A 19,575-nucleotide genomic window follows, 5' to 3' on the forward strand; every position below is an offset into this window, starting at 1 on the left:
CTTGAGGTTAAGCTCGACCGAGTGCACGAGAACGACCCTCTGTACGGCAGAGCCGCCGAGCAAGCCGCCATCACCGACCTCCTGTCCGCAGCGAGAAAAGGCCAAGGTCAGGCGCTCGTCATCCGCGGCGACGCCGGGATCGGCAAGTCGGCACTCGTCGAGCACGCGGTTCGCCAGGCGGGCGGGCTGCGGGTGCTCAGGGCCACGGGCGCCGAGAGCGAGACAGGGCTGGCGTTCGCGGCTCTCCACCAGCTCCTCCACCCCGTCACCGCCGATCTTGACGCCCTCCCCGAGCCACAGCGCGACGCGGTGGCGGGAGCGCTCGGCCTGGCCGCCACCCGCAGCGACGACCGCTTCCTCGTCGCGGCAGGTGTCCTCTCCCTCCTGATCGAGGCCGCGGCACCCGACGACCCGCCGATCGAGGCACCGGCACGCGCCGGCCTGCCGGTCACGGCCCTCCCCGACGGCCTGCCGGCGGAGGCGGCGTCACCCGACGGCCTGTCGGCCGAGGCCACGGCGCTGCCCGACGACCTGCCGGTCGAGACGGCGGCACCCGACGGTCTGCCGGTCAACGCAGCGGCGACCGAAGGTCTGCTGGTCGTGGTCGACGACTTCCAGTGGATCGACCAGGCGTCGGCGGACGCCGTGCTGTTCGCGGCCAGGCGGCTCGGCAGCGAGCGCATCGCGATGCTGCTGGCCGTACGAGGGGAGACGCGCACGCCGGGCCTGCCCGAGCTGCCCTTGACCGGGCTCGACCAGGACAGCGCCGCCACACTCCTAACAGAACGAGCCGAGCGAGCCCAACGCGCCGAGCGAGCCGCGCCCGCACACGAGCACGCCGCACCCCCGCGGCATCGCCCGCAGCCCACGCCGGAGGTGGTGGCGCGCCTGGTCGAGCTGACCGGCGGCAACCCGCTGGCCCTGCGCGAGACGGTGGACCTGCTGTCCCCCGCCCAGCTCGCCGGTACCGCGCCGCTGCCCGAGCCGCTGCCGGTCGGCGCGGGCATCTTCGGCGAGCAGGTACGGCGGCTGCCCGAGGACACCAGGCGGCTGCTCCTGGTGGCCGCGCTCGAAGGCAGGGGCGACCTCGACGTGGTCCTGAAGGCCGCCGACACCGCCGAGCCCGCGCTACGGCCCGCGGAGGCGGCAGGCCTGGTCAGCGTCGATTCGGCGATCAGGTTCAGGCATCCGCTGGTCAGGTCGGCCGTCCACGCCGAGTCCAGCGCCGCCGAACGGCGGGCGGTGCACGGGGCGCTCGCCGTACAGGTGGCCGATCCCGACCGGCGGGCCTGGCACCGGGCGGCGGCGACGGTGGGCCAGGACGAGGAGGTCGCGGCCGACCTGGCCGCCTCGGCCGAGCGGGCGAGGGCGCGGGGCGGTTACGCCGACGCGGCGACCGCGCTGGTGCGGGCGGCGGAGCTGACGCCGGAGCCTGAGCGGCGTGCGGTACGGCTGGCCGCGGCGGCCACCTCGGCCTGGCTCGGCGGCCGTCCCGGACAGGCGGAAAGCTGCCTGGCCGAGGCCAGAGCGCTGGCCGACCGGCCCGAGTTCGCGCAGCTCAGGGGCAGGTTCGAGCTCAACTCCGGCGACGCGGCCGAGGCGATGCGCATTCTGTCCTCGGGCGACACGCTGGAGATGCTGGCCGACGCCTCGGAGGCGGCCTCCTACGTGGGCGACGTCCAGTCGATCGTGGCGATCGGCCGCCACGTCGAGTCGTTCCCCGAGGGCTTCCTTCGCGACGCGGTGGCGGGCATCGGCGCGATGCTCGGTGGCGACCGGGACAAGGGGGCGCTGCTGCTGCGCCGGGCGCTGGGCCGTACCGACGAACTCGAGGAGCCGGCCGCCTTCATGTGGGCCGCGGCGGCGGCCAGCTACCTGGGCGAGGCCGACGTCTCGGCCGAGCTGGCCACCAGGGCAGGCCGCGCCGCCAGGGTCTCAGGCGTGGTGGGGCAGCTGCCGGTGGTGCTGGAGTTCGTGGCGACGGCCGAGCGGATCGAGGGCAGGTTCGCGCTCAGCGCCGCGATCGCCCAGGAGGGCCTGGAGCTGGCCCGCGAGGCCGGATACACCAACTCGGTCGCCGCCCACCTGGCCAACCTGGCCGCGGTGGCGGCGGTCCAGGGACGTGAGGACGACTGCGCGCGCATGGCCCACGAGTCGCTGGCGATCGCGATCCCGCACCACCTCGGGCTGCGGGCGAGCGTGGCCCGCTACGCGCTCGGCCTGCTCGATCTGGGCATGGGACGTCACGCGGCGGCCCATGACCGGTTCGCGGCGCTGGCCGTGGCGGGGCATCCCACGGCGGCGTGGCGTTCGACGCCCGACAGGGTGGAGGCCGCGGTCGGCTGCGGCGAGCTGGACGCGGCCCGCGCCGCCGTGGCCGCCTACGAGCGCTGGTCTGCCGACGCCCGCACCCCGCAGGCGCGGGCGCTGCTGGCCAGGTGCAGGGCGCTGACCGGCGACGACGCCGCCTTCGGCGAGGCCATGGGCCTGCATCCGGAGGGCTTCGAGCGGGCCAGGACCGCCCTGCTGTACGGCGAACGCCTGCGCAGGCTGCACCGCCCCGGCGACGCCCGCTCGCACCTGCGCTACGCGATGGAGACGTTCGAGCGGGCGGGAGCCGACCCGTGGGCGCGCAGGGCGGGCGACGAGCTGCGCGCGGCGGGCGAGACGCGGGCCAGGCCCGAGCGTGACGCGCTCGGCGCGCTGACCCCGCAGGAGCTGCGCATCGCCAAGCTGGTGGCGGCGGGCGCGTCCAGCAAGGAGGTGGCCGCGCAGCTGTTCCTCAGCCCGCGCACGGTGGAGTACCACCTCTACAAGATCTATCCGAAGCTCGGTGTCAGCTCACGTACCGAACTGGCACTAGTAGTCCTACGGATGGCAGGCGATTCCCCTCACGAGATGCTCTAGCCCATGCAAAACACGACTTTCACCGAAGAGTTCGGCGACACCGCCCACCCGCCCGTCCTGCTCATCGCGGGCTCCATGTCCCAGGGGCCGCAGAGCTGGCCCGACGCGTTCGTCGGCCGTCTGGCGGCGGGAGGGCGCCGGGTGATCCGCTACGACCACCGCGACACCGGCCGCTCCCAGACGGTCGACTTCGCGACGAACCCCTACACCTGGCACGACATCAAGAACGACGCGCTGGCCGTACTCGACTCCCACGGGATCGAGTCGGCGCACCTCGTCGGCCACTCGGCGGGCGGCCTGCTCGCCCAGTGGATCGCGGTCGAGCACCCCGAGCGGGTGGCGACGCTGACGACGATCGGCTCCTCGCCGCTCGGCAGGCAGGAGGGGGTGACCGTCATGCGCGCCCTCATGGGCGAGGAGCAGCCGGAGGGCAGCCTGCCTCCGCCCACGCCCGCGTTCGTGGAGTTCTACCAGAAGATGATCACCTCCGCGCCGCCCTCGACCAGGCGGGAGCAGATCGACTTCCAGATCGCCGAGGCCAGGGTGCTGGCGGGCGGCGGGTACCCCTTCGACGAGGACGAGGAGCGCCGCCAGGCCGAGCGGCTGTACGAGCGGGCCCTCGACCTGTCCGCCCTGGCCAACCACCGGCTCGCGGCGGCGGCGGACATGGCCTTCGAGCCCGTGGGCGTGCTGCACACGGTGAAGGCGCCCACGCTGGTCGTCGAGGGCACGCACGAGCCCGCCAAGCCGGGTCACGGCGCGCTCATCGCCGAGGCCATCCCGGGCGCCGAGCTGCTGATGGTGGAGGGCATGGGCCACATGCTCGCGCCGCAGGCACACGAGACCCTGGTCGGGGCCATCCTCAGGCACACGGTTACTGTGCAGAGGTGACCCATCGGCGCCGGATGCCGGTGCTGGCGATCTGCTGCATGAGCCTGCTGATCGTCAGCCTCGACAGCACGGTCCTCAACGTGGCGCTGCCGTCCATGCAGCGGGAGTTCGACGCCCCCGTCTCCGCGCTGCAGTGGACGATCGACGCCTACACCCTGGTGCTGGCCTCGCTGCTGATGCTGGCGGGCTCCACCGCCGACAGGTACGGCCGGCGCAGGGTGTTCCAGCTCGGCCTGCTGCTGTTCACGCTCGGCTCGCTGCTGTGCAGTCTCGCGCCCGGCATGGGCTGGCTGGTCGTCTTCAGGATGATCCAGGCGGTGGGCGGGTCGATGCTGAACCCCGTGGCGATGTCGATCATCACGAACGTCTTCACCGACCCGCGCGAGCGGGCCAGGGCCATCGGCGTGTGGGGCGGCGTGGTGGGCATCAGCATGGCGGCGGGGCCGCTGGCGGGCGGGTTCCTGGTCGACACGCTGGGCTGGCGCTCGATCTTCTGGCTCAACCTGCCGCTCGGCGTCGCCGCGCTGATCCTGACCACGCTGTTCGTGCCCGAGTCCAAGGCGGCGAGAGCGCGCAGGTTCGACCCGGTCGGGCAGTTGCTGGTGATCGCGCTGCTGGGCTCGCTGACCTTCGGCATCATCGAGGCGCCTGCGGAGGGCTGGAGCTCGCCGCTCATCCTCGGCTGCTTCGCGTTCGCGGCGCTCTCACTGGCGGGCCTGCTGCTCTACGAGCCGCGCAGGGTCGAGCCGCTCATCGACGTGCGTTTCTTCCGCAGCGCGCCGTTCAGCGGCGCGACCGTCCTCGCGGTCAGCTCGTTCGCGGCGCTGGGCGGGTTCCTGTTCCTCAACACGCTCTACCTGCAGCAGGTACGCGGCCTGGACGCGCTCCACGCGGGTCTCTACATGCTGCCCATGGCCTCGATGACGCTGGTCTTCGCGCCGCTGTCGGGACGGATCGTCGGCAGCAGGGGTCCCCGACTGCCGACGCTCATGGCGGGCCTGGCGATGAGCGCCAGCGGCGTGCTGTTCGCCGGACTGCACGCCTGGCAGTCGGACCCGCTGATGTTCACCGCCTATGTCCTGTTCGGCATCGGCTTCGGCATGGTCAACGCGCCGATCACGAACACCGCGGTGTCGGGCATGCCCCGCGAGCAGGCGGGGGTCGCCGCGAGCGTCGCCTCCACCAGCCGTCAGGTCGGGGTGTCGCTGGGGGTCGCGGTCATCGGCTCGGTGATCGCCGCGACCGGCCCCGCCTCATCCGCCGGCGTCGCCGCGTGGTGGATCATCGCGGGCTGCGGGGCGGCGGTGCTGGCCATCGGCGTGCTCACGACAGGCGCGTGGGCCACGGCCACCGCCGACCGTACGGCCGAGCGCATCGCGAACCGCGTCCACGCCACGCGCTCATAGCCTTCACGCCCGTGCCCTTCGTGGGCCGCGCACCGGAGTGCGTTGAGCATTCGCCCGCCCGCGCCCGCCACCAGGACGGCGAGCGTCAGCACGCCCGCCACCTGGGTGACTCTCACCCGCAGTTCCACCCGCATCGGCCCGTTTCGGGCGACCACGCCAGGTCAATGCCCAGCAGATCGCCCGTCATATCGGGCCTGCGTCACCCAGAAGACGTCGCGGAGTCGCGCGACTGCTCCGTGGTTCCCGTGTCGTCCCTCGACGAGTCGGCGCCGAGCTCTTCGCGCAGGCGCTCGTAGTCGATGTGTTGGTTGGTGTACTTCAGCTCGCGAGCGACCTTCGTCTGCTTCGCCTTGGCTCTGCCTCGCCCCATGGCTCCACTCCCTCGATGCCCGTCATCATCCTATCAAGTTGAAGAATTGTGCAACTCGCTATATTACGATAGTTGCATGCCCGTTCCGCTGTACCAGGCCAAGGCAGATTTCTTCCGCACGCTCGGGCATCCCGTGCGCATCCAGGTGCTGGAGCTTCTCAGGCAGGGTCCCCGACCGGTCCGCGACCTGCTCACCGAGATCGACGTCGAGGCGTCCAGCCTCTCCCAGCAGTTGGCGGTTCTTCGCAGAGCCGGGATAGTGAGCGCAACCCGCGACGGGGCGACCGTCGTCTACGAACTCTCCAGTCCAGACGTGGCCCATCTGCTCATCGACGCTCGGCGGATCCTCACCGACATGCTCGCCGACCAGGGCGAGTTGCTGGCCGAACTGAGGGCCGAAGGTCGCGCGGTGGGCTGACCGGTCGGTGCGAGTGGGCCGAATGGGCCGAGCGGCAGATCCGTTAGGCTCTTGAGCCATGGTCTCCGAGCTGTTCGACCCCAAGGCCTGGCAGGTCGTCGAGGGTTTCGACTTCACCGACATCACCTACCACCGAGCCGTCGACCAGGGCACCGTGCGCATCGCCTTCAACCGGCCCGAGGTGCGCAACGCGTTCCGGCCGCAGACCGTCGACGAGCTCTACCGCGCCTTCGACCACGCCAGGCAGAGCACCGACGTCGGGTGCGTGCTGCTCACCGGCAACGGTCCCTCGCCCAAGGACGGCGGCTGGGCCTTCTGCTCGGGCGGTGACCAGCGGATCAGGGGCAAGGACGGCTACCAGTACGCCGACGGCACCCCCTCGACCGGCCGCCTGCACATCCTGGAGGTACAGCGGCTCATCCGCTTCATGCCGAAGATCGTCATCTGCGTGGTCCCCGGGTGGGCGGCCGGTGGCGGGCACAGCCTCCACGTCGTGGCCGACCTCACGCTCGCCAGCGCCGAGCACGCGCGCTTCAAGCAGACCGACTCCGACGTGGCCAGCTTCGACGGCGGCTTCGGCTCGGCCTACCTGGCCCGCCAGGTAGGCCAGAAGTTCGCCCGCGAGATCTTCTTCCTCGGCGACACCTACACCGCGGCCGACGCCCACCGGATGGGCATGGTCAACGCGGTCGTCCCGCACGAGGAGCTGGAGTCCACCGCGCTCGAATGGGCACGGAAGATCAACGGCAAGTCGCCCACCGCGCAGCGGATGCTGAAATACTCCTTCAACCTCATCGACGACGGGCTCGTCGGCCAGCAGGTCTTCGCCGGAGAGGCCACCCGCCTGGCCTACATGACCGACGAGGCCGCCGAGGGCCGCGACTCCTTCCTGGAGAAGCGCGAGCCCGACTGGTCACCGTTCCCCTGGCACTACTGATGGTCGAGGTCCCCGAGGAGCTCGCGGCGCACCACCTGAAGTACGCCCACGATGCGGGCCCCGCGTGGACGGCCGACCTGCCCGGCCTGGCCGAACACTTCCTCGACCGCTGGGGCCTGCGCCCCGACGGCGCGGTGATGCACGGGATGGTCTCGCTCGTCATTCCCGTACGGCGGGCCGACGGCATCCTTGCCGCGCTGAAGCTCCAGCCCGCCACCGAGGAGAACATCGGCGAGGGCCCTGGCCTGCGCGCCTGGGCGGGTGACGGGATCGTCCGCCTGCTCGACGAGGCGACCGTCCCCTCGCCCACCTCGCCCCACCAGGCCAACGCCCTCCTGCTCGAACGCCTCGACGGCGACCGCTCGCTCGAGGCCGTGCCCGACTCGGACCGGGCGCTGGGGATCCTCGCCGACCTGCTCGCCCGCCTGGCCGCCCACCAGGGTCCCGAGGGCCTGCGGACGCTCGGCGACATCGCCTCCGACATGCTGGAGGACGCGCCCGAGCTGCTGCCCCGGGCGCATCCCGACGACAGGGCGTGGCTGGAGCGGAGCGCCGCCGCCGTACGCGAGCTGGTCGACGAGCCGGGAGACCGGCTGCTCCACTGGGACCTGCACTTCGACAACGTGCTGGCCGGCGCCCGCGAGCCGTGGCTCGCCATCGACCCCAAGCCGCTGGTGGGCGACCCAGGGTTCGAGCTGATGCCGGCGCTGCGCAACCGCTGGCCCTCGACGGATGTACGGCGCACGGTGCTGCGGCGGTTCGACCTGATGGTCGAACGGCTGGGGCTGGAGCGCGAGCGGGCCGTCGGATGGACGCTCGGCCGGCTGTTGCAGGACGGGCTGTGGGACCTGGAGGACGGCGAGGCCAGGATCGACCAGGACGAGATCGCCATCGCCGAGGCCCTGGTCAACCGGTCACGTTAGGACTGGTGGGGTGATCTCGGTGATTGACGCACGCCGGACGGGGTAGAACCATGATCGCCCCCGGCCGCCGATGTTCCAGCCGGGGGCGCCAACCGGCCCCTCCTCCGAAGGCTTCAGCAGGCGCGGGCTTCAGCAGGCGCAGGCTTCAGCAGGCGCAGGCGATGCCGGAGACGGGGGCGGTGAGCGGGTCGATGGGGTTCCTGGTCACACCGCCGGCGGTCGCGACGGGGAAGCCCTCCCGCGCCCAGTACTCGAAGCCGCCGATCATCTCCTTCACCCGGTAGCCGAGCTTGGCGAACTCCAGCGCGGCCCTGGTGGCGCCGTTGCAGCCCGGACCCCAGCAGTAGGTCACGACCGTCACGTCCCCGGGCACCAGGTCGGCGGCCCTGGCGGCGATCTCTGCGGTGGGCAGGTGGACGGCGCCGTCGATGTGGCCCTGGTTCCAGCTCTCCAGGCTCCGCGAGTCGATCACCACGACGCCGGGGACCTTGGCGGCGAGGTCGGCGGCGACGTCGGACACGTCGGTCTCGAAGGCGAGCCGCGCCGCGAAGTGGGCGAGTGCGGCGGCGTTGTCGGCGGCGGGGGTGGAGGTGACAGCGGACATCCAGGGCTTTCCTTTCTCGGACCGGGTGGTGCGCCTCCATGGTGGCGTGCACGGAGGCGCCCGAGACAGTGGCGAGAAAGCCGCCTACCGCTAAGATCTCGCCAACCCGGCCGCCAGCTCCATCCCGGGACCTCAGGTGGAGTGCGGGCTGGGGTCTTGGGGGCGCCACTTCCTCCCCCAAGGAACTGGGACTAAGGGGGTCCAGGCGGCGGGTCAGGGGATTTCGATGACCAGTTTGCCCCTGCCGTGGCCGGTCTCGATCTCCCGGTGCGCGTCGGCGGCCCGGTCGAGGGGGAACGTCCGGCGCACCAGCCACGTGAACCCGCCCTTCGCGACCAGCTCCGCGTACCTGCCGAGCCGCTCCGCCGTACGGCCCGCGTTCACCAGCCGCACCCCCAGCTCGGCCGCCCTGCCGTGTTCCACCAGCGTGACGATCCTCCCCGGGTCCTTCACCAGCTCCAGCGACACCTCCAACGCGGGCCCGCCGGCCCCGTCGAGCACGGCGTCCACCTGGCCGAGCGCCCTGACCCTGTCGGCCAGCCCGTCCCCGTAGGCGACGGGGATCGCGCCGAGCGAGCGCAGGTAGGCGTGGTTCTCCTGCCTGCCGGTCCCGATCACCCTGGCACCGAGCCTGCGGGCGATCTGCACCGCTGCCGTCCCCACGGAGCCCGACGCCCCGTGGACCAGCAGCGTCTCGCCCTCCCGCAGGCCAATGGTGTTCAGCGCGAGCTCCGCCGTCTGCACCCCGGCCGTCAGGCCGCCCGCCACCGCCCACGGCACGCCTGCGGGCTTGGGGGCGATCTGGTCGGCGCCGACCACGATGTACTCGGCGTAGCTGTTCAGCAGCGAGAACCCGAGCACCTCGTCCCCCTCCGCGAACCCGGTGACGCCCGAGCCCACCTGGTCGACCACGCCCGCGAACTCGTTGCCGGGGACGCGCGGCAGGTCCCCTGTCACGCCCTGCGGGGTCCATCCGGCGCGCACCGCCGCGTCGTACGGCTGCACGCCCGCCGCCTTGACCCGCACTCTCACCTGGCCGGACCCCGCCTGCGGGGTCTCGATCTCCATCACCCGGAGCACCTCGGGCCCGCCGGGGGTCGCGAATGCCGCAGCCTTCATCTCGATCAACTCCTCATGTCAGTGAGACAACTCGTGTCAGTGAGACAACTCTGCAACCTCAACCAACCTTGAGGTCAACATCCCTCCTGAGAGCGAGCGCGGACCGCTCCTACCGGCGATCCGCGAGCACCCTCGGGTGCCCGACCATGGCGTGGAGGACCATCAGAAAGGAGGAAGATTGGACACCGTGTCGGATCTCCCGCAAATCGCCCGGCTGAAGGAGCGCTTCCGCGCGCTTCCACCGCTGCAGGTGGACCTCGCGCTGGCCGCCCTCGTGCTGGTCGTCCAGCTCTGGCCGTTCGTCGGCAGGCAGCGGCTGGCGGGCGCGCCGTGGCACTGGTGGGGCGTCGCGGTCGTGGTCGCCTCCGTGCTCCCGCTGGTCTGGCGGCGCAGGGCCCCCGTCACCACCCTGCTCCTGAGCGTGTTCACGTCCTCCCTCTACGACCTGGCCGACTCGGTGCCCCCGCAGCCGATCTGGTACACCACCCTCGTCTGCGCGTACACCGTCGCCGCCTACACGCCTCGCTGGTCCAGGGTGGCGGTGCTGGTCTTCACGCTGGGCGGCGGCCTGCTGGCGGTCGGCTCGTCGGAGACCGCCGTGCGCGGCACCGTGTGCGCCATCGCCGCCTACGCCATCGGCAGGGCCGCCGCCACCTCGCGCGCCTACGCCGCCGCGCTGGAGGAGCGTGCCGTACAGCTGGAAAGGGAGCGGGAAGTGGAAGCCGAGCGCGCCGCCGAGCGGGAACGGGCCAGGATCGCCCGCGACATGCATGACATCCTCGCGCACGCGGTCAGCCTGATGGTCGTCCAGGCCGAGGCGGGGCCCGTGGTCGTCAGGAGCAACCCGGCGCGCGCCGAGGCCGCCTTCGACGCCATCGCCACCGCGGGGCGCGACGCGATGATGCAGTTGCGCCGCATGCTCGGCGTGCTCAAGGAGGAGCAAGGGCCGCGCGCTCCGCAGCCCACGATCGCCGACCTGCCCGCGCTGGTGTCCCAGCTGCCGCTGCCGGTCTCCCTCCAGGTGCACGGTACGGCCCGCGCCCTGCAGCCCGACGTCGAGGTGGCGGTGTACCGCATCGCGCAGGAGTCGCTCACCAACGTCGTCAAGCACGCCGGAGCCACCCGCGCCGACCTGGCCCTGCGCTGGTCCGACGACGCCCTGACGGTCGACGTCACCGACGACGGCGCGGGCTCGGGCCTGGCGATGCCCTCGGGCGGCAACGGCCTGATCGGCATCCGCGAGCGCGCCGCCGCCTGCGGTGGCACCGCGACCGCGGGTCCGCGCGCCGACGGCCCAGGCTTCCAGGTGTCGGTACGGCTTCCGCTCACCCCCGAGCGCGGCCACGTGAAGCAAGGAGTGAACCGATGAGCATCCGGGTAGTGGTCGCCGACGACCAGGAGCTCGTGCGCGGCGGGTTCAGCATGATCCTCGACGCCCAGCCCGACATCGACGTGGTCGCGGAGGCGAGCGACGGCGTCGAGGCCGTCGCGCTGGTCCGCGAGCACCGCCCCGACGTCCTGCTGCTCGACATCCGCATGCCCAGGATGGACGGCATCGAGGCGGCCAGGCTGGTGGGGCGGGAGACCAGGGTCCTCATGCTCACCACCTTCGACCTCGACGACTACGTCTACGACGCGCTGCGTGCGGGGGCGAGCGGGTTCCTGCTGAAGGACGTGCGCAGGGACGACCTGGTCAACGCGGTCCGCGTGGTCGCCGCCGGGGAGTCGCTGCTCGCGCCCACCGTCACCAGTCGGCTGATCGCCGAGTTCACCTCGCGCCCGGCGGCGGCGTCGGTGTCCACGGAACGGCTCGCCGTACTGACGAGCAGGGAGCAGGAGACGCTCGGCCTGATCGCCCGCGGGCTGTCGAACGCCGAGATCGCCGCCGAGATGGTCGTCAGCGAGCACACGGTGAAGACGCACGTGAGCAACGTGCTCGCCAAACTCGGGCTGCGCGACCGGGTGCAGGCGGTCATCGTGGCCTATGAGACGGGGCTGGCCGTACCTGGGCATTAACCGGATTTCAAGCGGCCTGCAACCCACCCCTGGATATATTCGCCCCAGTAGGGGGGCTTTTATCCGAGGGAGCCGATGCCCGCATTCCTTGACGCCGCGCTGACCTTCCCAGCCGTGCTCTTCAGCTTCCTGCTCGTCGTGGTCGTCGGCTACTGGCTCGTGGTCATGTTCGTCGGCGGCGACGTCGACCTCGACGGCGTGCAGCTCCCGCTCGGCCTCGGCGGCATCCCCGCGACCGTCGCCGCCTCCCTGTTCGTCGCCCTCGCGTGGTTCGCGAGCCTGGCCGGAGTGGTGCTGCTGGGCGGCGGGCCGCTGGTGCTCGCCGCGGCGCTCGCGGCCGGATGGCTGGGCACGAAACTGCTGATCATCCCCATGCGCAGGCTCTTTCCCGACCGGAAGGAGCCCTCCCGCCACGACTTCGTCGGCCAGAGGTGCGTGGTGCGCACCGGGAGAGCCGACGCGACCTTCGGTCAGGCCGAGGTCATCGCCCCCGACGGCTCGTCGGCCGTCGTCCAGGTCAGGACGACCGGCGGCGACCTGCTCTCCCGCGGCCAGACCGCGTTGATCTTCGACTACGACGCAGAGGGCGAGTTCTTCTACGTCATGGAGGACCGTACATGAGTGTCATCTCCACCGGTTTCGGCATCCTGCTGGCCGTTGTCGTCATCGTCGCCATCGGCCTGGTCTTCGTGATCAGCCGGCTGTTCAGGAAGGTCGACCAGGGCAAGGCGCTCATCGTCTCCAAGGTCCGCAGGGTCGACGTGACGTTCACCGGCGCCGTCGTCTTACCCGTCCTGCACAAGGCAGAGGTCATGGACATCTCGGTGAAGACCATCGAGATCGCCAGGACCGGGGCCGAAGGGCTGATCTGCCGCGACAACATCAGGGCCGACATCCGCATCACGTTCTTCGTGCGGGTCAACAAGACCGTCGAGGACGTCATCAAGGTGGCGCAGGCCATCGGCACCGGGCGCGCCAGCGACGAGTCGACGCTGCAGGCGCTGTTCAACGCCAAGTTCTCCGAGGCGCTCAAGACCGTCGGCAAGCAGCTCGACTTCGTCGACCTCTACACCAAGCGCCACGAGTTCCGCGACCAGATCATCCAGGTCATCGGCACCGACCTCAACGGCTACAGCCTGGAGGACGCGGCGATCGACTACCTGGAGCAGACCCCGATGGCCAAGCTCGACCCGGCCAACATCCTCGACGCCCAGGGCATCCGCAAGATCACCGAGCTGACCGCCAATGAGAACGTGCGGACCAACGAGTTCAGGCGCAGCGAGGAGAAGGAGATCACCCGCCAGAACGTCGACGCCACCGAGGCCATCCTGGAGCTGAAGCGCCGCCAGGCGGACGCGGAGATCAAGCAGAAGCGCGAGATCGAGACGATGAAGGCGCGCGAGGACGCCGAGATCGCCCGTGTGCAGGCCGAGGAGCGGCTCAAGGCGCAGGCCGCGCACATCAAGACCGACGAGCAGCTCGGCATCCAGAACGAGAACCGCAACCGCGAGATCGCCGTCGCGGAGAAAAACCGCGAGCGGGTCATCGCCATCGAGAGCGAGCGGATCGAGAAGGACCGCATGCTGGAGGTCATCTCCCGCGAGCGGGAGACCGAGCTGTCGCGCATCGCCAAGGACAAGGAGGTCGAGACCGAGAAGCGGTCGATCGCCGAGGTCGTGCGGGAGCGGATCGCGGTCGAGAAGACGGTCGCCGAGCAGGAAGAGAACATCAAGAAGCTGCGCGCCGTCGAGGAGGCCGAGCGGCTGCGCCAGACCACGATCATCCAGGCCGAGGCCGAGGCGCAGGAGAGCCTGGTCAAGGACATCAAGGCCGCGGAGGCGGCCGAGGCGGCGGCCAAGCATCGGGCGCGCGAGGAGCTCACGCTCGCCGAGGCGAGGCAGCAGGCGGCCGAGCTGGACGCGCGCGCCAAGATCAGGCTCGCCGAGGGCCTGCAGGCGGAGGCGGCGGCCCAGGGGCTGGCCGACGTCCAGGTGAAGGAGCGGGGCGCCGACGCCATCGAGAAGGTCGGCCGCGCCGAGGCCATGGCGACCGCGGAGAAGCTGCGGGCCGAGGCCGAGGGCGCCAAGGCGATGGCGCTGGTCGAGGGCGCGCGGCTCAAGGCGCAGGCCGAGGGCGAGCAGGCGATGGCGCTGGTCACCGGCGACAGGCTGAAGGCCGAGGCCGAGGGTCTGATCGAGAAGGCCAAGGCGATGGCCGCCATGGACGAGGCGACCAGGACGCACGAGGAGTACCGCCTGCGCCTCGAAGCCGACAAGGAGATCAGGCTCAAGCACATCGATGTGCAGCGGCAGGTCGCCGAGTCGCAGGCCCACGTCGTGGCGGCGGGCCTGGCCAAGGCCAACATCGACATCGTCGGCGGCGACAGCATGTTCTTCGACAGGGTGGTCGGGTCGATCACCGCGGCCAAGGCCGTCGACGGGTTCGTCGAGCATTCGTCGGTCACGCGGACGCTGGCCGAGCCGTACCTCAACGGGACGGCGAGCCTGACCGACGACCTGGCCAGGCTGGTCGGCGGGATCAGCACCGAGGACGTGAAGAACCTGACGGTGTCGGCGCTGCTCATGCAGCTCATCTCGCGCGGCGGGCCGGAGGCGGCGAAGCTGAACGAGCTGTTGGAAAGCGCGCGCAGGCTCGGCGTGGCCGAGTCGTCGGTGGCCGCGCTCACGGCGGTGAAGGGCTGACGTGACCGTTTCTTCCGGTACGGCTTCTTCTGGCACGGCTTCTTCTGGCACGGCCCAGCTTGAGGCGGGCACCTACGAGGTGTTGCGCAACCGCCTGTCCGCGCAGGCCAAGGAGCTGGCCAGGGCGGCCGAGGCGGTCAACGAGGAGCGGCTGAAGGTCTTCGGCGGCGCCGAGCTGCGCCTGATCGGCACCGAGCGGATCCGCACGGAGAACAACTGCGTCCCCCGCGACATCGTCTCGGTCGGTGACCTCATGCTCTTCGGCTACAACGTCTTCATCGGCCTGAAGCCGGAGACGGCTGTGGATGACGTGTTCGCTGTCCACAGGTTCAGCCGCGACGGCGACGCGTTCAGGTTCGATGCGGAACAGTTGGGCGCGCTCAGCGACCCGGCGTTCCGGAAGGACTTCGCGGAGTTGTACCGCTACTACAAGGAGACCAGGCTCCTCCAGCTACGGCGGCTGGAGGGCAAGCTGCTGGCCGTCTTCCAGACGGGGCCGGCCGACCTGCGGGTCCTGCGCTGGGCCGTCGACACCCACGGCGAGGCGACCTACCAGGACAACCGGGGCGAGCGCGACCACGTGTTCCCGCCTTCGCACGACTTCGAGTGGACCCCGACCACGCGCGACGACCACGTGCTCGGCAGGCACCCGCACATCTCGATCTACGACGAGGTGTTCGTCGAGACGGTCGGCGGCGACCTCACCATCAAGATCGAGAACAACACGGAGTCGGGCGAGGGCATCTACACCGAGCCCGTCGCCGAGCCGCTGCAGTCGCTGGCCGACGCCGAGGTCGACCACGCCAGGATCGGGCCGCTGATCCTGCTGCGCGTCAAGCCGTACAAGGAGACCGAGTGGCGGCACCTGGTCTTCAACACCCGCACCAAGTCCGTCACCAGGCTCGACGGCATCGCGCTCGCCTGCCAGCGGCTGCCCGAGGACCAGGGCATCATCTTCCCCGGCGGCTACTACCTGTCCACAGGGGTGTCCAAGACCTTCGACACCCAGGTGGCCGACCTGGAGTTCGAGCGGGTGATCCGCTCGCCCAACGGGGAGGACGTGCTCTACGTCTTCCACGCGCGGGCCGACGGCAGGTCGCTGCTGCTGCCGTACAACGTGATCAGGAAGGAGGTCGCCAACCCGCTGCCCTGCCACGGCTTCTCCCTGTTCGACGACGGCACGCTGGTGGTCTTCAGGGCGACCTCGGAGGATCCGACGCGCGTCCATCCGATGCAGGTGTGGCAGACGCCGTACGTCTCCGACACCTACGCCGCCGCCCAGCCCACGGGCACCGGGCCGCTGGAGCGCATCGGCAACGCCGAGCTGGTCCGCGGCATCTCCGACTGCCTGTCGGTGGCCCGCATGGTCGAGGAGATGGCTCCCTCCCAGGCCACCTTCGAGGCGCTGATCGCCGCCTGCACCAGGGCCTTCGACCACTACCACTGGCTGGGCGACCACGGGCTGCGCGGCCCGCTCGGCGACGTGCGCGCCACGGCCGAGCAGGTCCTCGACGAGTACGAGAACGTCGCCCAGCTCACCCTCCAGGCCGCGGCCACGCTGGAGGCCGCCACCGCCGAGACCACCACTCTGGTACGGCAGGCTCGCGCCGAGACGCTGACCTCCGCCGACGCCTGGGTGTCCCGCCTGGCCGACCTGCGCCGCGCCCAGGGCCGCCTGGTGACGCTGCGCGAGGTCCGCTACATCGACCTGGCCGCCCTCGACGCGCTCGCCGCCACGCTGGCCGACGAGCTGACCTCGGTGGGCAGGCGGGCGGTGTCGTTCCTGGAGGGCGCCGACGCGTTCACCGGCTACCACGCCGCCGTCGCCCAACTGGAGGCCGACGCGTCCGCCATCGCCACCGTCGCCGCGGCGGCCCCCGTCGCCGAGCGGCTCGTCGCCCAGGCCGAGGGGCTCGAGGTCGTCACCGAGGTGGTCGGCTCGCTCGACATCGCCGACGCCACGGTCCGCACCGCCATCCTCGAACGCATCGGCGAGGTGCTCGGCGGGGTCAACCGCGCGCGTGCCGTCCTCGACGGCCGCCGCAGGTACCTGCTCGCCGCCGAGGGCAGGGCCGCGTTCGCCGCCGAGTTCGCGCTGCTCGGCCAGGCCGTCACGGGCGCCCTCGCGATGGCCGACACCCCCGAGCGCTGCGACGAACAGCTCGGCCGCCTCATGCTCCAGCTCGAAACGATGGAGTCGCGCTTCGGCGAGTTCGACGACTTCGCCGCCGAGCTCACGGCCAAGCGCGAAGACGTCTACGAGGCCTTCTCGGCGCGCAAGCAGACCCAGCTCGACGACCGGGCCAGGCGGGCCGACCGCGTCGCCGCCTCCACCGACCGCATCCTGGCCAGCGTCACCCGCCGCGTGTCGGCGCTGGCGTCCCTCGACGAGATCAACACCTACTTCGCGACCGACCCCATGGTCGCCAAGCTCCGCTCTTCGGCGGGCGAGCTGCGCGCGCTCGGCGCGGCCGTACGGGCCGAGGAGCTCGAAGGCCGCATCAAGGCCGCCCAGCAGGAGGCCGGCAGGGCGCTGCGCGACCGCCTCGACCTGTTCTCCGCCGACGGCGAGACGCTCAGGCTCGGCCGCCACGCCTTCGCCGTCAACACTCAGCCGATCGACCTGACCCTGGTGCCGCACGACGGCGCCATGCACTTCTCCATCACCGGCACCGACTACCGCTCGCCCGTCTCCGGCTCGTTCGAGGACACCCGGCCCTTCTGGACCCAGCTGCTGGTCTCCGAGACGCCCGAGGTCTACCGCGCCGAGCACCTGGCCGCCTCGCTGCTGCCCACGGTCCCCGCCGGGGCCGACCTGGCGGCCCTGGTACGGCTGGCCGCCGAGGAACGCTACGACGAGGGCTACGAGCGCGGCGTCCACGACCACGACGCGACCGCGATCCTCACCGCGCTGCAGCGGCTCCAGGAGGGCGCGGGCCTGCTGCGCTACCCACCGGCGGCACGGGCGGCGGCGCAGCTCTACTGGACATTCGGTCTCCAGGATGTTTCACGTAAAACATTGGCCACGCGGGCGGCATCGCTGGTGCGCGCTCGTGACGCCTTCGGCCAGATCGAGGCGCTCGACGCGCTCGCGGCGGAACTGTCCACCGCCATCGCCGCCTTCCTATCCGCATTCGGCGCGGGCCTTGCCGTGACCCCGCACCCGCTCGACCCTCGTTTCGTTGCAGCCCCCCACGCACTCGGCGCGGACCCCGCCGCTGCCCGGCATGCGCTCGGCCCCCACCCCACCCCAGCCCCGCACGCGCTCGGTGGCACCGCCCCCGCCGTCACCCCGTACTCGCTTGACCCCCACCCCACCGGTGCCCCGCATCCGCTCGGTGCGGCTTCTGCCGGTGTCCCGCAGGTGTCCTGGGCGCGCCCCGCCGTGACCCTGCCGCGTGTGCTCGGTGCTGACCCCTCCGTGGTCGCGCTCGCGGGCGAGTACCTGGTCGAGGAGCTCGCGAGCAAGCCCGAGGGCTTCGTCACCAGCGCCGCCGCCAGGAGCATCCTCGACCGGTTCCGGCAGGCGCTCGGCCCCGCCCGCATCCGCGAGTTCGAGGAGGACCTGCGGGCGCTCGCCCTGCCCGACCGCGTCCAGCTCGCCGGCGCGTGGCTGAGCGCCTTCGACCGGTCCGCCGAGCTTCCCGAGGCGCTGGCCGTACATCTGTGCGAGCTGCCGAGACACGACTCCAGCGCCACGCTCACCGCCACCGTCGACGGCCTGCTCGGCAGCCACCCCCGGATCACCGACCGGGCCCTCACGCTGCGCCTCGACGAGACGCTGGCCAGGACACGCGCGTTCCGCACCGAGCGGGTCCCCGCCTACCGCGCCTACCAGAAACGCCGCGGCGAGCTCGTCGCCCGGGAACGCGACCGGCTCCGCCTTGAGGAGTACAGGCCCAAGGTCATGAGCGCCTTCGTCCGCAACCGGCTGCTCGACGAGGTCTACCTGCCGCTGATCGGCGACAACCTCGCCAAGCAGCTCGGCGCGGCGGGCGAGGGCAAGCGAACCGACCAGATGGGCCTGCTGCTGCTCATCTCCCCTCCCGGGTACGGCAAGACGACGCTCATGGAATACGTCGCCAGCCGCCTCGGGCTGCTCTTCGTCAAGGTCAACGGGCCCGCGCTCGGCCACGAGGTCACCTCGCTCGACCCCGCCGACGCGCCCGACGCCACCGCCAGGCAGGAGGTCGAGAAGATCTCCTTCGCGCTGGAGTCGGGCAACAACACCCTGCTCTACCTCGACGACATCCAGCACACCTCGCCCGAACTGCTGCAGAAGTTCATCTCGCTGTGCGACGCCCAGCGGCGCATCGAGGGCGTGTGGAACGGCCGCACCCGCACCTACGACCTGCGCGGAAAGCGCTTCGCCGTGTGCATGGCGGGCAACCCGTACACCGAGTCGGGGCAGCGTTTCCGCATCCCCGACATGCTCGCCAACCGGGCCGACGTCTGGAACCTCGGTGACGTGCTGTCCGGCAAGGACGACCTGTTCGCGCTCAGCTACATCGACAACGCGCTCACCTCCAACCCCGTCCTGGCGCCGCTGTCCACCCGCGACCGGGGAGACGTCGAGCTGCTGGTCCGCATCGCGCGCGGCGAGGAGGGCGTGCGCACCGACCGGCTCAGCCACCCGTACACGAAGGTCGAGCTCGACCAGATCCTCAGCGTGCTGCGCAAGCTCGTCAGGGTGCAGGAGGTGGTGCTGGCCAACAACCGGGCCTACATCGCCTCGGCCGCCCAGTCCGACGACTCACGGACCGAGCCGCCGTTCCGGTTGCAGGGTTCCTACCGCAACATGAACAAGCTGGCCGAACGCATCGTGCCGGTGATGAACGACGACGAGCTGGAGCAGGTGATCGACGACCACTACCTGGGCGAGGCGCAGACCCTCACCAGCGGGGCGGAGGCGAACCTGCTGAAACTGGCCGAACTACGCGGACGGCTCAGCCCCGAACAGGCGGCGCGGTGGTCCGAGATCAAGACGGCGTACCTGCGCACCAAGGCACTGGGCGGCGCCGAGGACGACCCGATGACCCGCGCGGTCGGCGCCATCGGACTCCTCGCGGACCGCGTCGGCGACATCGGCCAAGCCCTCCGCCACCCCAGCCCCTGACCCTCACCCCACCCGGACACCCGTCTGAGCACCCCACCCGGCCGGATGCACCTCAACCACCGCATCCCACCCGGCACGCCCCAAACGCCGTAAACCCCGCCGCACCCCACCGAGGCACCGCCAACCCGAGCGCACCTCACACCGAGGACAACCAACCGGCGCATAC

General features: G+C 71.3%; 14 protein-coding genes. 11 read left to right on the forward strand and 3 right to left on the reverse strand.

The window, feature by feature from the left end; translation table 11 throughout:
- Window positions 1-21 precede the first annotated feature (21 nt).
- Genes ACFXJ8_RS18265 through ACFXJ8_RS18275 form a run of 3 tightly spaced genes read left to right on the forward strand, consistent with a single transcriptional unit; the run spans window position 22 to window position 5,204 of the window.
- On the forward strand, window positions 22-2,907 hold the full coding sequence (locus ACFXJ8_RS18265) for an ATP-binding protein (protein WP_379645072.1): 2,886 nt from the start codon (window positions 22-24) through the stop codon (window positions 2,905-2,907).
- Window positions 2,908-2,910: 3 nt separating this feature from the next.
- On the forward strand, window positions 2,911-3,798 hold the full coding sequence (locus ACFXJ8_RS18270; RefSeq protein WP_379645073.1) for an alpha/beta fold hydrolase: 888 nt from the start codon (window positions 2,911-2,913) through the stop codon (window positions 3,796-3,798).
- Window positions 3,795-5,204, forward strand: coding sequence for an MFS transporter (locus tag ACFXJ8_RS18275; RefSeq protein ID WP_379645074.1), 1,410 nt, complete (start codon window positions 3,795-3,797; stop codon window positions 5,202-5,204). The genes ACFXJ8_RS18270 and ACFXJ8_RS18275 overlap by 4 nt, the downstream gene beginning before the upstream one ends.
- 199 nt (window positions 5,205-5,403) lie before the next feature.
- Here ACFXJ8_RS18275 and ACFXJ8_RS18280 read toward each other — a convergent pair whose 3' ends face one another.
- Entirely contained in the window at window positions 5,404-5,574 is a 171-nt protein-coding gene (locus ACFXJ8_RS18280) for a DUF3073 family protein (RefSeq protein WP_379645075.1), read from the reverse strand.
- A gap of 76 nt (window positions 5,575-5,650) precedes the next feature.
- On the opposite strand from ACFXJ8_RS18280, the gene ACFXJ8_RS18285 reads away from it, so the two are divergent.
- The 3 genes from ACFXJ8_RS18285 to ACFXJ8_RS18295 are packed head-to-tail and all read left to right on the forward strand — an operon-like array spanning window position 5,651 to window position 7,852.
- Window positions 5,651-5,992, forward strand: a complete 342-nt coding sequence (locus ACFXJ8_RS18285) for an ArsR/SmtB family transcription factor (RefSeq protein ID WP_379572964.1) — start codon at window positions 5,651-5,653, stop codon at window positions 5,990-5,992.
- Window positions 5,993-6,050: 58 nt separating this feature from the next.
- Window positions 6,051-6,929 (forward strand): 1,4-dihydroxy-2-naphthoyl-CoA synthase, encoded by an 879-nt coding sequence (locus ACFXJ8_RS18290; protein ID WP_379645076.1) that lies wholly within the window; start codon window positions 6,051-6,053, stop codon window positions 6,927-6,929.
- Complete coding sequence (locus ACFXJ8_RS18295) at window positions 6,929-7,852, forward strand: aminoglycoside phosphotransferase family protein (protein ID WP_379645077.1); 924 nt, start codon at window positions 6,929-6,931, stop codon at window positions 7,850-7,852. Before ACFXJ8_RS18290 ends, ACFXJ8_RS18295 begins: the two co-directional genes overlap by 1 nt.
- Window positions 7,853-7,997: 145 nt before the next feature.
- Here the strand turns inward: ACFXJ8_RS18295 and ACFXJ8_RS18300 are convergent, their stop codons facing one another.
- Complete coding sequence (locus ACFXJ8_RS18300) at window positions 7,998-8,456, reverse strand: rhodanese-like domain-containing protein (RefSeq protein ID WP_379645078.1); 459 nt, start codon at window positions 8,454-8,456, stop codon at window positions 7,998-8,000.
- Window positions 8,457-8,669: 213 nt separating this feature from the next.
- Complete coding sequence (locus ACFXJ8_RS18305; protein WP_379645079.1) at window positions 8,670-9,575, reverse strand: NADP-dependent oxidoreductase; 906 nt, start codon at window positions 9,573-9,575, stop codon at window positions 8,670-8,672.
- Window positions 9,576-9,762: 187 nt separating this feature from the next.
- Between ACFXJ8_RS18305 and ACFXJ8_RS18310 the strand changes: the two genes are divergently transcribed.
- The 5 genes from ACFXJ8_RS18310 to ACFXJ8_RS18330 all read left to right on the forward strand — a co-directional run bounded on the left by ACFXJ8_RS18310 (window position 9,763) and on the right by ACFXJ8_RS18330 (window position 19,409).
- Window positions 9,763-10,944, forward strand: coding sequence for a sensor histidine kinase (locus ACFXJ8_RS18310; protein ID WP_379645144.1), 1,182 nt, complete (start codon window positions 9,763-9,765; stop codon window positions 10,942-10,944).
- Window positions 10,941-11,591, forward strand: a complete 651-nt coding sequence (locus ACFXJ8_RS18315; RefSeq protein ID WP_379645080.1) for a response regulator — start codon at window positions 10,941-10,943, stop codon at window positions 11,589-11,591. The genes ACFXJ8_RS18310 and ACFXJ8_RS18315 overlap by 4 nt, the downstream gene beginning before the upstream one ends.
- A 75-nt stretch (window positions 11,592-11,666) precedes the next feature.
- Complete coding sequence (locus tag ACFXJ8_RS18320) at window positions 11,667-12,212, forward strand: hypothetical protein (RefSeq protein WP_379645081.1); 546 nt, start codon at window positions 11,667-11,669, stop codon at window positions 12,210-12,212.
- Window positions 12,209-14,293 (forward strand): SPFH domain-containing protein, encoded by a 2,085-nt coding sequence (locus tag ACFXJ8_RS18325; RefSeq protein WP_379645082.1) that lies wholly within the window; start codon window positions 12,209-12,211, stop codon window positions 14,291-14,293. The genes ACFXJ8_RS18320 and ACFXJ8_RS18325 overlap by 4 nt, the downstream gene beginning before the upstream one ends.
- Before the next feature lies 1 nt (window position 14,294).
- Entirely contained in the window at window positions 14,295-19,409 is a 5,115-nt protein-coding gene (locus tag ACFXJ8_RS18330) for a DNA repair ATPase (protein ID WP_379645083.1), read from the forward strand.
- The last annotated feature ends 166 nt before the right edge of the window (window positions 19,410-19,575 follow it).

Source organism: Nonomuraea sp. NPDC059194 (assembly GCF_042754765.1).
Lineage (GTDB): Bacteria > Actinomycetota > Actinomycetes > Streptosporangiales > Streptosporangiaceae > Nonomuraea.

Bases quoted from the DNA above. Each gene is read 5' to 3' on its own strand.
- ACFXJ8_RS18270 (WP_379645073.1), top strand. From the start codon at position 2,911: ATGCAAAACACGACTTTCACCGAAGAGTTCGGCGACACCGCCCACCCG.
- ACFXJ8_RS18280 (WP_379645075.1), bottom strand. From the start codon at position 5,574: ATGGGGCGAGGCAGAGCCAAGGCGAAGCAGACGAAGGTCGCTCGCGAG.
- ACFXJ8_RS18285 (WP_379572964.1), top strand. From the start codon at position 5,651: ATGCCCGTTCCGCTGTACCAGGCCAAGGCAGATTTCTTCCGCACGCTC.
- ACFXJ8_RS18290 (WP_379645076.1), top strand. From the start codon at position 6,051: ATGGTCTCCGAGCTGTTCGACCCCAAGGCCTGGCAGGTCGTCGAGGGT.
- ACFXJ8_RS18295 (WP_379645077.1), top strand. From the start codon at position 6,929: ATGGTCGAGGTCCCCGAGGAGCTCGCGGCGCACCACCTGAAGTACGCC.
- ACFXJ8_RS18300 (WP_379645078.1), bottom strand. From the start codon at position 8,456: ATGTCCGCTGTCACCTCCACCCCCGCCGCCGACAACGCCGCCGCACTC.
- ACFXJ8_RS18305 (WP_379645079.1), bottom strand. From the start codon at position 9,575: ATGAAGGCTGCGGCATTCGCGACCCCCGGCGGGCCCGAGGTGCTCCGG.
- ACFXJ8_RS18315 (WP_379645080.1), top strand. From the start codon at position 10,941: ATGAGCATCCGGGTAGTGGTCGCCGACGACCAGGAGCTCGTGCGCGGC.
- ACFXJ8_RS18320 (WP_379645081.1), top strand. From the start codon at position 11,667: ATGCCCGCATTCCTTGACGCCGCGCTGACCTTCCCAGCCGTGCTCTTC.
- ACFXJ8_RS18325 (WP_379645082.1), top strand. From the start codon at position 12,209: ATGAGTGTCATCTCCACCGGTTTCGGCATCCTGCTGGCCGTTGTCGTC.